General features: G+C 67.0%; 11 protein-coding genes. 6 read left to right on the top strand and 5 right to left on the bottom strand.

Features of this window, described 5'->3' with window-relative positions; translation table 11 throughout:
• Nucleotides 1–317: 317 nt before the first annotated feature.
• From E3O28_RS12510 to E3O28_RS12500, 3 genes are all read left to right on the top strand, one after another.
• Nucleotides 318–1,016, top strand: coding sequence for a hypothetical protein (locus tag E3O28_RS12510; protein WP_134401171.1), 699 nt, complete (start codon nt 318–320; stop codon nt 1,014–1,016).
• Nucleotides 1,017–1,528: 512 nt separating this feature from the next.
• Nucleotides 1,529–2,344 carry an alpha/beta hydrolase gene (locus tag E3O28_RS12505; protein ID WP_134343175.1) on the top strand — a complete coding sequence of 272 codons (816 nt, stop codon included), beginning with the start codon at nt 1,529–1,531 and terminating at the stop codon, nt 2,342–2,344.
• Between the two features lie 192 nt (nt 2,345–2,536).
• Nucleotides 2,537–5,131, top strand: a complete 2,595-nt coding sequence (locus tag E3O28_RS12500; RefSeq protein WP_134416238.1) for a hypothetical protein — start codon at nt 2,537–2,539, stop codon at nt 5,129–5,131.
• Between the two features lie 9 nt (nt 5,132–5,140).
• Here E3O28_RS12500 and E3O28_RS12495 read toward each other — a convergent pair whose 3' ends face one another.
• A complete protein-coding gene (locus E3O28_RS12495; protein WP_134416236.1) occupies nt 5,141–5,959 on the bottom strand; it encodes a GntR family transcriptional regulator in 819 nt (272 codons plus the stop codon).
• A 114-nt stretch (nt 5,960–6,073) separates the two neighbouring features.
• Between E3O28_RS12495 and E3O28_RS12490 the strand changes: the two genes are divergently transcribed.
• From E3O28_RS12490 to E3O28_RS12480, 3 genes are all read left to right on the top strand, one after another.
• Nucleotides 6,074–7,468, top strand: coding sequence for an MFS transporter (locus E3O28_RS12490; RefSeq protein ID WP_104100073.1), 1,395 nt, complete (start codon nt 6,074–6,076; stop codon nt 7,466–7,468).
• 56 nt (nt 7,469–7,524) lie between these two features.
• Nucleotides 7,525–8,655, top strand: a complete 1,131-nt coding sequence (locus tag E3O28_RS12485; RefSeq protein ID WP_104100107.1) for a nucleoside hydrolase — start codon at nt 7,525–7,527, stop codon at nt 8,653–8,655.
• A gap of 105 nt (nt 8,656–8,760) precedes the next feature.
• On the top strand, nt 8,761–10,431 hold the full coding sequence (locus tag E3O28_RS12480; protein ID WP_134416234.1) for an ABC-F family ATP-binding cassette domain-containing protein: 1,671 nt from the start codon (nt 8,761–8,763) through the stop codon (nt 10,429–10,431).
• A 429-nt stretch (nt 10,432–10,860) separates the two neighbouring features.
• On the opposite strand, the gene E3O28_RS16405 is transcribed toward E3O28_RS12480, so the two are convergent.
• The 4 genes from E3O28_RS16405 to E3O28_RS12465 all read right to left on the bottom strand — a co-directional run bounded on the left by E3O28_RS16405 (nt 10,861) and on the right by E3O28_RS12465 (nt 13,471).
• Nucleotides 10,861–11,007, bottom strand: coding sequence for a hypothetical protein (locus E3O28_RS16405; RefSeq protein WP_166784818.1), 147 nt, complete (start codon nt 11,005–11,007; stop codon nt 10,861–10,863).
• 116 nt (nt 11,008–11,123) lie between these two features.
• A complete protein-coding gene (locus E3O28_RS12475) occupies nt 11,124–11,768 on the bottom strand; it encodes a hypothetical protein (protein WP_104100071.1) in 645 nt (214 codons plus the stop codon).
• Nucleotides 11,769–12,045: 277 nt separating this feature from the next.
• Nucleotides 12,046–12,759 carry a GAF and ANTAR domain-containing protein gene (locus E3O28_RS12470; RefSeq protein WP_104100070.1) on the bottom strand — a complete coding sequence of 238 codons (714 nt, stop codon included), beginning with the start codon at nt 12,757–12,759 and terminating at the stop codon, nt 12,046–12,048.
• The gene (locus E3O28_RS12465) at nt 12,752–13,471 is read right to left on the bottom strand and encodes a GAF and ANTAR domain-containing protein (RefSeq protein WP_134416232.1); all 720 of its coding nucleotides are present in this window, start codon (nt 13,469–13,471) and stop codon (nt 12,752–12,754) included. The genes E3O28_RS12470 and E3O28_RS12465 overlap by 8 nt, the downstream gene beginning before the upstream one ends.
• Nucleotides 13,472–13,527 lie beyond the last annotated feature (56 nt).

Below are 13,527 nucleotides of genomic sequence, written 5' to 3'. Positions count from 1 at the left end.
GTCGCGTCGGGTGCTCCTCAGTGGTTCTACCGCGCATATCCTTGCGGGCGGGAATGCATCGTATGTTTTGTCGGTGCGCACGGCTGTCTCTGGTCGAAGTTTGCCCCCGCAGTCACACTGAGGCAAGGCTAACCTTAGTTCACGAACCCTGTGGATGGACCGGCAAACCTGCGACGAGGAAGTCGTCTCTCCGAGACCGAATCGGATGACCGACACGCACCCGGCCTTGTCTACATGACCAAACCTCATTACTGTCCGCTCCGAACCACCAATGATCAACGGGAATTCCTCGTTGACCGCTGACCAAGGAGTAAATCGTGAAACGACATTCCATCGGGATTCTCGGAGTTTCGACTGTTGCGTTGTTCGCCGCAGCCGTACTCGGATCCGGAGCAGCTCAAGCGCAGACCACGCAATCCGAACGCACCCCCAAAACGGTGACGTTGACCGCGAACCTCACGGAACTCAACGGATCCGGGGCATCCGGAACTGCAACCGCGACAGTTCGCAACCAGAAGATCAAGCACATTGAAGTGCACGCCTCCGGGCTGATGCCAGAGGCCCCGCACGCTCAGCACATTCACTACGGCAACCAGGCGATGCAAGAGTGCCCCACCATCGCACTGGACAGCAACGGTGATGGTCGCCTGAACACCGTGGAAGGGATTCCCGCCTACGGACCGGTCGTCGTCTCACTGACGACGACAGGGGACACCTCACCGGCCAGCTTGCTGGACGTCACCCGGTTCCCGGTGTCTGAGGGCGGCAGCTACCACTACAGCCGCGACAATCTCCACATCACCAAGGTGGGGGGAACCGGATACCCCGGCCCCAGCGGAACAGGAACGGCGAAAGAGATCGCTGATTCCATCCGCGAGGGCGAAGGCGTCGTCGTGATCCATGGCGTCGACTACAACGGCAACGGCGAGTATGACTTCAGCCGAGGTGCAAGCGAACTCGACCCGAACCTGCCGGCAGAAGCAACGGATCCGGCCGCCTGCGGCATCCTGGAATAGACAACACCCTCAGCACGACTCTGGGTTGAAAGAGCCTATGGCCCATCCTGCCGGATGGGCCATAGGCATGCCGAAATCACCGTCGCGGGGAGAGGTGGTCGTGATGTACGCGTTCATGGTGTTCCTCGTATTTTTCGGCCACGCGAAGCGAGCAGGAGTTCGCGGGGCAACCCGGACACACGAGTCCTCGGACTTGCCGGCTCAGTCCCGGCGCAGTGAACGGGGCATTGATGGGGGCGTCGCGCGACTCTGGGGCGATCGCCATGGGGTTGATCCACTGGTCCCAGGTCGTGGGTCCAATTCATGGGGCCACGTCGTGGCCCAGAACGGCAGACAACCAACTAATCGATCGGCGTCGATATATCGAATGTGACTCTTGCCCCGATGGATGTCAATCTGTCCACCTGCATACCCGTCACCCGGGTTGGGGTCGCCGGTATTCAGCGGTCACAGATTCGTGCGCTCACGGTAATTCCCTTGCCGCGGCGCCCGCCGCACGCCTACGCTAAATCATGCCTCACCTCACCGTTCCGGGCGCGTCGCTCTACTACGAGACAGCCGGCCACGTATCGTCACCGGCACTCCTCTTGCTGCACGCCGGCATCGCCAATTTGCGCATGTGGGACCCGCAGATCGACGCGCTGGCTGCCGGCCACTTCGTCATCCGTTTCGATAGCCGCGGATGCGGCCAGACGACCACCGAGAACGTGGAGTTCTCGCCGCGTGCGGACGCCCTCGCAGTTCTCGACCACCTCGGGGTGGCGTCGGCCACGCTGATCGGGTGCTCTCGCGGAGGCGGGACCGCCATCGACCTGGCTACGGAGAGCCCCGTCCGCGTGGACGGCCTGGTGACCGTCGGAGCCGGGCCCAGCGGATTCCCCGAAGTTGAACTGACCGATCTCGAGGACTCCCGGTTCGACGAACTGGATGCCGCGTTCGACGCTCAGGACTGGCACCGTCTGGCGCGACTCGAGGTGGCGCTCTGGGCGTTCGGCCCACTGCGCACCGAGGCCGACCTCGACCCCGAATTCGTGGCCACGGCCTACGCGCTGGGCCGAGTCAACGCCGTGCATGCGGAAGAGTCCCCGACGCCGATTCCGCTTGAGCCGCCCACTTTCAACCAGGTCAGCGACATCGAGGTACCCGCGTTCGTCTCGGTTGGTGAATTCGACATCACCCCGCATCTCGCCGAATATGAGTACCTCCTGTCGACGCTCCCTGACGTCACCGGCTTCACCTTCCGCGACACCGCCCACCTGCCGAGCGTCGAACGCCCGGCGGATTTCAATCGGGTGCTCGTGGATTGGCTGGCGGAGCACCGGCTCTAGTCCGGCGCGGCCGGGGCGCACGAAGGCCGCGCCGGCCGGGGCATCCTCCTGGCCGGGGCCGCCCTGCTCACGCTCGTCGCCGCCGTCGTCACGCCGTGGGCCCTGACGCTGGCGGCCTCACCCTCTGAAACGGCCCTCATCGTCGACGGCCTGCGCGCCCTCGCACTCGCGACCGCCCTGCTGCAGCTCGCGGTGTCATTCCCCGCGGGCCGCATCCTCACCGACACCGAGCGCCGCTGGGCGTTCTGGGCACTGCTGGCCCCGACCGTGGCGGCCGTCGCCCTGCCGGTCACCGGTCTCGCGGAGACCCTACCGGCTGGCGTTCGCGCCGCGCTGCTGCTGGGCTCCCCCACCTTGGCGGTCGTGCCCACGGTGATCCTGCTCGGCGCCATCGGAATCTGGCTGCGGCTGCACGTCTACTCCGGCACCGCACGGATCGAGCGTGTCGTGGCCCTCGGCGCAGCCGCGCCAACGCTGCTCGCGCTGATCTGGTCCGTGCGGCAGACGACGGATGCCCCCGCGCCCGTCGACGGCATCGCCGTCGCGACCGCGGCATTACTCGTCTGCGCCCTCGGCCTCGTACTCGACACGGTGGGGGCACGTGACACGGCCTCGAACACCCAAGGGCGGACGGACCGGCTCGCCCTCGAGGCCGGCGCGGGCCTGATTCTGGTTCCCGGCACTCTCCTGACTCTCGCCGCCGGGAGCCCCCTCGCCTGGCTCGTGCTGCTGCTGGTCGGCGCGACCGCCCTCGTCACGGCGATCGCCCCGGACGGGCTCTTCGGCTCCCGGTCACCGCGACGCCATCTTGGCTGGCTCGCCCTGCTGCTCGGCACGGCCGGCCTCTGGGTCGGGCTGAACCGCGTCGGCACCGAGGCCCCTGAGCCGTACGTGCTCCCGGTCGCCGGCATGCTGCTGGTCCTGGCCGTGCTGATCCGCCGGTTCGGCCGCATTCCTCGGGCTGCAGCGGCAAGCCCGGCCGCGGCGCTGCTCACCCTGGCCGGCCTGCTCGTGGCGATCGTGCCGCTGGCGCTCGCCTCGGCCTCCGGCTCGCCCGCGCGTCCGATCGTCATGGCCGCGGCGTGCGGCGTGCTGCTGCTGGGCTCTGCCGCCGCGCGCTGGGGGCCATCACGATCGGCGTACCTTGCCGCCGCCTGGACGAGCGGAGCAATCGGGCTCCTGGTGACCAGCATCGTGCAGCTGATGCGCGTGCTCGGCGCACCCGGCGCACCCGATGCGCGGCTCGAATGCTGGTTGTTCCCGCTCGCTGCCGCGGCGGCGGGGGCGTTCCTGATCGGCGCCCGCACCGACCCAGCGACCCTCCGTCCGCGCACCATCGCGAGCATCACGCTGCTCGTGCTGGCGCTGGCGACCGTGACGACGGCCGAGATTGCCGCATTCACCGGGGCCGATATGACCGATGACGCCGCCGTGACCGCGGTGCGTGCATCCGTTCTCGTGCTCGCCCTCGGGGTCGTGCACGTGCTGGCCGCGTGGCGGCTGCGCGTGCCCTTGACCATGGCCGTCGGCTGGGTTGCGGCGGGGCTGGCCGGGTTCGCCCTGATGAGCGCCGTGGGGACGCAAGCCACCGAACCGTTCGAGTTCGTGACCGTGCCGCTCGGCCTCGCTATTGTCGTCGGCCAGGTGCTCGCCGGGCGCGCGCGATCGGCCGACACCGAGGCGCCGGTCGCCGTGCGGGCCCGCTGGATCAAGGCCGGACTGGCCCTGGCCCTGCTGCCCGGCGCGGTGGTCGGCGGCACGGGCGATCTCCTCCGCCCCGTGCTGGCCCTGACCATCGGCGGTGCGTTCGCCGTCAGCGGGGCGCTCCTCCTGGTCCAACCGCGCTGGGCATCCCTCGCCTGGCCGGCCCTCGGCGTCGGCGCGCTCACGGTTGTGCTCACGGTTGTGCTCACGGTTGTGCTCACGGCCGCATCCCGCATCCAGCCGCTGCTCGAGCTCGCGCCGAACGGCCCAGACACCCGGCTCGAGGCATGGCTGCTGCCCTCGGCGCTGATCCTGGCGGCCGTCGGCACAGGTCTCGTCACCGTCACCCGGCGCACCGATGAGGGTACCGGCCCGGGCCGCAGCGAAGCGACGGATGCCCCCGCGCTGCGCCTCGGTTACGTCCTGTTGGTCCTGGCGATCGTCGGGGTTCTCGCGGCCGAGGTGGCCGCACTCGGCTACGAGCCGCTGGCGACCATCCGGGTGATCCTGCTCGTCTGGACTTTCTCCGCGCTGCACCTGGCGGCGTTCTGGTACGACGACAGCCGGCTGGGCCGGATGGTCGCCTGGGTGGCGATCGGGGCTGGCGGCGGCGCCGTGGTCGCCGGGTCCGCGTACGCGGCGCCGGCCACGGTGGAGATCGTGAGCGTTCCACTGGCCATCGCCCTGCTGGCCACCGGTTGGTTGCACCTCGACGTCACGCCGGCCGCGCGCAGCCGGCGCTGGCTTGCTCCCGGGCTGCTCGTGCTGTTCGTTCCGTCGGTGCTGCTCGACATCACCGAGAGCCCGCTCTGGCGGGTGGTGGGCCTCGGCCTCGTTGCCACCGTGGTGATCGTGGTCGGTGCCGTGCGCAAGTTGCAGGCTCCGTTCGTGATCGGCGCGATCGTGCTGATGCTGCACGCGGTGGCGCAGCTCTGGCCCTGGATCTCGCTGGCCTACGGCGCGGTGCCGTGGTGGCTGTGGCTGGGCGTGGGCGGCGTCATCCTGATCGTGCTCGCGGCCCGCTACGAGCAGCGGATCGCGAACTTCAAGGCGATCTCGATGACTATCTCGGCGCTGCGGTAGCGGCCCGGCTCAGGACTGCACCGCGTGGCTGATCGTCAGCTGCACGAAGTCGGTGTTGATCAAGGCCTTCGAGAGATAGAACGGGCGCCCGTCGTGGTCGAGAGTCTGGGTGAGGATGAGCACCGGACTGCTGGCGGGCAGCCCGAGCAGCTTGCCGCGTGTGGCACCGGGAACACCGAGCGTGATGTCGGTTTCGCCGGGCCCGAAGATCGGACCGAGCACCGCGATCAGCGCGGCGAGCGCACTGCGTCCCGCAGCTCCCGCGTCCCCCTGGGCGTTCGCGTCGACGCCTGCCTCGGACACGGCCGCCACCACCGCCCCGCCGAGCCGGCTCAGACGGTCTCCCGGCACGTGCTCCTGGATCAGGGCGATTGGTGCACCCTCCCGGGTGATGACGCTCTCGAGAAACCATGAGGCCTCGTCGGTGCGGATGCCGATGGCGTCCGCAGTGAACGCGGGCGACGCGGACTGCAGCGCAGTCTGGGTGCGGCGAACGTGCACGGTCGGTCCGGTCTCGCTGAGAAGCTCCTCGATCGGACGGATCTTCTGCAGCCCGAGGTGAGGCAGCCGGTCGGCGACGAAGCGCCCGATGCCCCGGCGCGAGCGCACGAAGCGGTCCTCCTCGAGAAGCATGAGGGCCTCCCGCACGACCGTGCGACTGACGCCCATCGCCGTGCCGAGCTCGGACTCCGATGGGAGCAGGGAGGCGATCGGCAGGGATCCGTTGCGGATCGCCTCGGTGATGCGCGAGTACACCGCCACCCGCAGCGGCAGACTTCCATTGGTCTCGAGCGGACCTGCCAGGGCCGCCTCCGTGCGTCGATCCATTCGTTCTCCCCTGGTCGGTGAGTCGAGCCTATCGTGTGATCTCACGTACTTGTATAACAAGCATGTACACTGAGCGTGTCGACCTTGTGTTTGCTCCAATGAAGGAGTCGTGTCATGCTCGTGCTTTCCTCCGAAGCCGCTCCCGTAATGGGGCGCGCCCGCGCTCCCCGGGCTCCCGGAGTGTTGATCGGCACGCTGGTCCTGGCGATCCTGACGTTCCAGCTGAATGCCACCCTCCTCTCCGCCGCCTTGCCAGCCGTCGGCGCCCAGTTGGGCGAGAGCATGCAGGATGTCGCCCGGGTGCAGTCGGTGTTCTTCCTTTCCGGCGCCGTTTTCGGCATGGTCTTTTCCCGCTGGAGCGATTTCCTCGGCCGCAAGCGCAGCCTCGTGATCGTACTGACGCTGCTGCTGATCGGCACCGTCATCTGCGCCCTCGCACCGAGCCTCCCACTGCTACTGCTCGGCCGGGTGCTGCAGGGCGCGTCCAACGCCACCTTCACGATCTCCTTCCTCCTACTCTCGGAGCGCCTGAACAGCCGCCTGTTCGGCATCTCGGTCGGCATTATCACCTCGGTCAACGGCGGCCTGTTCGGCGTCGACGGCTTTCTCGGCGGCTACGTGACCGACACCATCGGCTGGCGGTTCCTCTTCGTGTTCACCCTCGGCCTCGGGCTGGTCGCAATCAGTTGCGTCGCACTCTTCATTCCGCAGGATGATCCGCGCACCCAGGACGGGTCAATGGACTGGTGGGGTGCCGGCATCCTGTCCCTGTTTCTAGTGCTGCTCACGAGCCTGATCTCGCAGGCGTCGTCGTCAGGCTGGGCCGACCCGCTCACGCTCAGTTACCTCGTCGGGGCGGTCGTCAGCGCGGTCGTCTTCGTGCTCGTTGAGAGGCGCACCCGACGGCCGCTCATTCCCATCCACGCGCTGCGTTCCCGCCGGGTGTGGCCGCTCCTGCTGTCCACGGTGCTCACCCTGGCCGGGGTCTTTTCCGCGCTCAACTTCACCGTGGTCTTGCTCAGCCAGAACAATCAGGTGGGTTACGGGCTCTCCGCCTCGATGTCGGCGCTGCTCTACCTCACCCCGACCGCGTTCGTCGGCGTCACCGCGGCGATCTTCTCCGGCTGGATCGCCGTGCGGATCGGTTGGATCACCGCGCTGCGGCTGAGCAGCGGCGTCATCACCCTGATCACGGTCGGCCTGGCCGTGTTCGCGATAGACCGCTGGCTGGTTTTCAGCCTGCTCATCGTGATGGGCGTCTTCTACCTCGGCCTGTTCCAGAGTTCGGTCAACGGCGTCTCCGTGCTCAACTCGCCGCCCGAGGCGCGCGGGGCCCTGCCCGGCCTGAACGGCGCCTGCTTCGGCATCGGCATCGGCATCGGCATCGCCCTCGTCGCCCCGGTCGTGGCCGCGGGCACGGTCGCCGGCTTCCAGACGGCCCTGTGGATCTCCGCGGGTCTCACCCTGGCATCCTTCCTGGCCTCCCTGATTCTGCGCCCCGCCGCATGAACTCCCGCACCGCTTCTGAACCCCTGAACCAGCACCATGAGAACGGATGGTCAACGATGACTCCCACGACGGCTCCCCACCCCCGCCCGATCTACCTCGACTGCGACACCGGGATCGACGATGCGATGGCGCTTGCGTTCTTGCTGGCGACACCGGGCATCCGTCTGGTCGGGATCGGCACGGTGAGCGGATGCGTCAACCCGGCCGTCGCCGCGGTGAACACCCTGAGCCTGCTCGCTACCGCCAGGCGTGACGATATCCCGGTCGCGGTCGGCGTCTGGGAGCCCGTCAGCGGGATCTCCCGGCGCGGGACCGCCCACATGCACGGCCGCAACGGGATCGGGGACGTGCTGCTGCCCCGCTCGCGGCGGCACCCAGTCGACGACAGCGCCACGGAGCTGCTGATCCGGCTGGCGCACGAGTATCCCGGCGAACTGGAGGTCATCGCGGTCGGCCCGCTGACGAACCTGGCCGAGGCCCTCTACCTCGACCCGGAACTTCCCCGGCTCGTGCGTCGCGTCACCATCATGGGCGGCGCCGTCTTCGCGCCCGGCAACGTCGGCAAATTCGCCGAGGGCAACATCGCCGCCGACCCCACGGCCGCCGCGGACGTCTTCGCGGCCAGCTGGCCGGTGACCGTGGTCCCGCTCGACGCGACGGCGCCGCACACCTTCGACGAGACCCACCGGCGGGCACTCGCCTCGGCCTCGGGGCTGACCCAGCAGGCACTGGCCGCCATGCTCGGCACCTGCCTGACGCAGTGCGGCACGCAGTTCAGCACGCGGCGTTTCGCCCTGCATACCTCCATCGCCGCGGCCTTCGCAACCGGCGCTCTTGAGGCCGAGCGGGCGCCGACCCTGCGCATCTGCGTGGACATGAGCGCCGGCCCGCGCCACGGCCAGACCCACTTCGCCAAGGTGGAGGCGGCGGCTGGGGGGCCTGTCACCGCGGGGCCTGCCGGGCAGAATCCGCACGAGGCCCGGGTCGTGCTGTCCATCCGGCGAAACGCCGCGACGCTGCTCCTGGAACGAATCCTCACCCTCGCACCCGCTGCGACTTCGGCTCAGGCTTTCGTGCCGGCTGCCGCTGAGGCCGTTGTTGTTCCGGGTCAGGCTCAGGCTCCGTCCGGAGCCCGAGCACAGGCGCCCGCTCGGACCCGTAGGCAGGCGGAACCGGTACCAGCCTGAGCCGCCGTCTGCATCCGTCGGCATCCGTCGAGCCGCTCTTCTTGAAGACTTTCGCAGCACGCCGTGACGCGCGCAACCGCAGTGCCAGTCTGAGAAAATAGACGAATGACCGCAACACTCGTGGCCAAGGGCCTGACCGGCGGGTACGCGCACCGCACACTCTTTGCTTCCCTCGACCTCACCGTCGCGCCCGGCGACGTCGTGGGTGTCGTCGGTGTGAACGGATCGGGCAAGTCCACGCTGTTGAGCTTGCTTGCGGGCCTGTCCGAACCGCAGTCCGGCACCGTCAGCCTCGCCCCGGCCGATGCCTTCGTCGGCTGCCTGCCGCAGGAGCACGAGCGTGTGCCCGGTGAGACCGTGGCCGGTTACATCGCCCGGCGCACCGGCTGCGCCCAGGCGACCCTCGAGATGGACGACGCGGCATCCACTCTCGGCGATGCATCACCGAGCCCGCGACCCGACGGCCTCGACCCGGCCGACGTGTACTCGGCCGCCCTCGAGCGCTGGCTGGCCAGCGGCGCCGCCGATCTCGATGAACGGATGCCCGTGGTGCTCACCGGCCTCGGTCTCACTTTCGGCACCGAGCTCGCCGAGCACACCCTGATGACGTCTCTGTCCGGCGGGCAGGCCGCGCGGGTCGGACTGGCCGCCCTTCTGCTGTCGCGCTTCGACATCGTTCTGCTCGACGAACCCACCAACGACCTCGACCTCGACGGCCTGGAACGCCTGGAGTCCTTCGTCACCGGCCTCCGCGGCGGCGTCGTGCTCGTCAGCCACGACCGTGAGTTCCTGGCGCGCTGCGTGACGCGCGTGCTCGAACTCGACCTCGTCCAGGGGGCAAACCGGGTCTTCGGCGGCGGCTACGACTCCTACCTGGAGGAGCGCGAAACGTCCCGCCGGCACAAGCGCGAACACTACGACGAGTTTGCCGAGAAGAAGGCCGACCTCGTGGGCCGGGCCCGCACCCAACGCGAATGGTCAAGCCAGGGCGTGCGGAACGCCATGAAGAAGGCACCCGACAACGACAAGATCCGACGCAAGGCATCCGCCGAGTCCAGCGAGAAGCAGGCGCAGAAGGTGCGGCAGCTGGAGAGCCGCATCGCGCGCCTCGAGGAGGTCGACGAGCCGCGCAAGGAGTGGCAGCTCGACTTTACGATCGGGTCCGCGCCCCGCTCGAGTTCGGTGGTGTCCACGCTGAGCAACGCGGTGCTCCGCCAGGGCGATTTCACCCTCGGCCCGGTGTCGCTGCAGGTCAACGCGGGTGAGCGCATCGGCATCACCGGGCCGAACGGGGCCGGCAAGTCCACGCTGCTGCGCGCGCTGTTGGGGCATCAGGTTCCGGATGCCGGCACGGCCAGCCTCGGTGCCAGCGTCAGCATTGGCGAAATCGACCAGGCCCGGGCCCAACTCGATGGCACCCGGCACCTCGCCACCAGCTTCGAGGAACTCGTGCCCGTTCTGTCCACGGCCGAGGTGCGCACCCTGCTCGCAAAATTCGGCCTCAAGGCCGACCACGTCCACCGTCCGGCCGCGGACCTCTCCCCCGGCGAGCGCACCCGTGCCGGCCTGGCGCTGCTGCAGGCGCACGCCATCAATCTACTGGTGCTCGACGAGCCCACCAACCACCTCGACCTGGCCGCCATCGAGCAGCTCGAGCAGGCCCTCGAGTCCTACGAGGGCACGCTGCTGCTGGTCACCCACGACCGACGGATGCTGGCCAACGTGCACACGGACCGGCACTGGCGGGTGGACAACGGCCAGGTGACCGAGGCGTAGGTGAGCGGACCCTATTCGATTGGTGGAGTCGCTCCCGGAAAGTCAGAGCTGACTGCACCGAGTGGACGCGGCTGAGCCCAGGCGGAGCGTCGTGTCCGGTGTTGAACCAATTCGACGGAGAATCTGCCGGAAAACTGCAATTTCAGGCTCTATGGGGGCGATTTGGGCAGAATCTCCGTCGAATTCGTTCGAGGAGAGTCACTGCCAGACCTCGCGGACAACCGCCGCGAACCCAAATCCACGATCCCTCACGGCTGTCAGGCCCCTCGCATCAAGGACTCAGTAGCCGTCGGCCGGTCCCGCCGAGGTGGTGCCGGCGATGCTCCAGTGCCGACCGCTGTCGACTGTCTCAGCTTCTTCCCAGTTTTCGTCACCGTCAGCGGCGTCTGCCAGGTGCAGGGCCGGTGGTCGCGGCGCAGACGGATTTCTTCAGTATCCCGGGCGGGTACTGCCGACGTTCTTCGGCCGGCGGCGCGACGTGCGAACCTTCTGCATCGCGGCCTTCCCCTGCGGGCTGCGCAGGTACTTGGTGACCACGGTCAGGATTACGGGGATGTACTTCAGCAGGCGCGCCATGGCGGTCTCATTTCTGTTTAAAATTTTGGGTACGAGAGTGCGGTAGCGGCTGGGCAGACCTGCGCCCGCCCAGCCGCCCGGTGCAGGTGTTGGATATGAGTGTTAGGTGCTGGCCGTCAGCGGCCGAGTGCTTCGCGGTCGACGCGGCGGTGGAACCGCATGCCGGCGAGTCCGCCGACGATTGCGCCGATGAGGCTGATCAGGACGATGACGATCGCGGTGATGATGCTGCCTGCCGTGAGACCGTCCGGATTGAGCGGGATGCTGGGCAAGCTGTTCAGGTTCCCCAGAACGTTGAGTTCACCGCCGGCAATGACCCCGAGGATCCCGGCGACGGCAGCGATCACGATCGCCCAGACCCAGACCGCGATTCCCTGCTTGATTCCGTTGAAGCGGGCCATCCGACCGGCGACGTAGCCGCCGCAGAAATATGACACGAAGACCACAACCGCGAGCACAATCGCTCCGACCAGTGCCATGGTGCCGGCGTTCTCGGCAGCAGTTCCGGCAGCTTGGTCTGTGGAATCGGCCCCGCCCAGGCCGACTGCGGCTCCGACCGCAGCGAACAGGGCGGTGAGGATCACCGCGGTCCCGGTGGCGGTGAGCCAGCCGAAGAAAGCCGATCCCCACTTGATCCCGCCGAAGCGGGCCTCGTCGCGGCCGACGGCCTTATCACGGTCGGCGACCTCGTGGCGGTTGGTCGCCCCATCGCCCGCGGATACCGCAGCATCGGAGCCGTGGTCGTCGATGTTTCGATTCATGTTTAGACCGGATGAATCGTATGTTGCCATGTTGATATCTCCTCTACTGATACAGATATGAACCTCAGAGAGTCAGGACGACTTCGCTCAGCCGCGTCACAGGAGAATCGATGGAGTGGACGCGATCGGAGCGTGTCCCGCCGAGACAGAATCTGTCTTCAGCGAGAATCTCTTAACATGTAGTCGTATTTCAGAGGGTGTTCGTCACAGAAATCAAGCAGGGAATTTCGCGCTCCTGGAGGATTCAGGCGCTCTGAGAGGCGCGGGGGTCTCCCGCCTAGATGACAAGGGTCTGGTCGACCAGCCCCTGAGCAACCTGGGACAACAACAAGTGGTTACTGCGAGCGTGATTCCTCAGCAACGCGAATGCGTCCTCCATCGAGACTCCGCGGGAATGCGAGATCACGCCTTTGGCTTGCTCGATGAGGACTCGGGAGTTCAACGCAATCGTCAATTGCTCCCGCACCGAGTTGCTTTCTCGGAGCGTGCGTTCCTGCAGAATCCCGATCGTGGCCACATCGGCCAACGCCTGGGCCGCGCGCACATCCTGTTGACGCAGGGCGCCGGGAACAGTGGACAACAAGTTGAGGGCGCCGATGGTAGTCTCACGCAGCCGCAACGGAATCGCATGGACCGCAGCGAAACCCTGCTCCCTGGCACTGTCCCGAAACCGCCGCCACGCGAGCGGGCTGTCCTCCACGTCCGGCAGGGACACGACCGACCCGGTGATGAAACACTCGACACACGGGCCCGCCCGAGCGCTCAGTTGCATCACCTCGACAAGCCTGCTGGCTTCGCTGGTGGAAGCGACAACTTCGAGCTCTCCGTTTTCGTCGGCCAAGAGAATACCTGCCGCCGCAATATCGAAGAGCCCGGCGCAACTCTCCACCAGTGTCTGGAGGAGCTCCACCACGTCATAACCGGCAACCAGGGTGTCAGCTAGGGTCGCGAACGTTTCGATCAGGCGGTCTTCTCTCGTTTCATCAATCATGAGACCCTTCGATCTGGTTTTCATTCACCGCAAAAGTCAATCGCCGGTCGATGATCTCCTCCGCGATCTCCTGCACAGATCGGCCGACGGCGAAGGCATGGCCCTGGATGATCAGACGGGCGTCCAGGGCAGAAATCCTCAGTTGGGCCAGCACCATGCCTGTGGCCTGATGCACCTCACGTCGGGAGAATTGTTTGCGCGTGTCGGTTTCACCCTTAATGTCGCTCTGGGACAGCCGGATGGCACGGGCGAGAACGAGCCGGCTGACGACGGTCGCGAGGGCTGCAGTGTGCTGGATATTCAGATCACTGAGATGACTGGGCCGACTTGTGTACAGGTCGATCGCCCCGATGCGCAACGGCCCCAACGACAAAGGAAAAGCAAAAAGCGCGCCCAGATCATCGGCGATGATTGCCTCCGAGAACGCCGGCCAAACCCGGTTCGGTCGTTCGCGAATGTTCGGCTCGAAGACCGGCGCCCCGGTTTCTAGAGCATCCCAACTCGGACCCTCGCCCAGATCGAATTGCAGCTCGTCCAGCCGCATCGATTGGGCGTCGCTCGCCGAGATTGTCTCATCAGGGAGAAAGTCACCGAACGTCGAGATTGACACGCCATCCACTGGCAGTACCCCCAGGAACGGCTCGAACAGACGGGACTCGCTGCCTGTCAAAGCGGACAATGCCTTTTCGGCAACCGCGAATTGATCACGCATGGCAATCCCTCCTGCGATTCTCGCTGCTGCTCCTTTTCAAACGTGGCCAAGTCATT

The organism is Cryobacterium sp. TMT2-14 (genome assembly GCF_004402465.1).
Lineage (GTDB): Bacteria > Actinomycetota > Actinomycetes > Actinomycetales > Microbacteriaceae > Cryobacterium > Cryobacterium sandaracinum.
The sequence above is the reverse complement of the archived record's forward strand: the minus strand, read 5'-3'. Positions and strand labels throughout refer to the sequence as shown.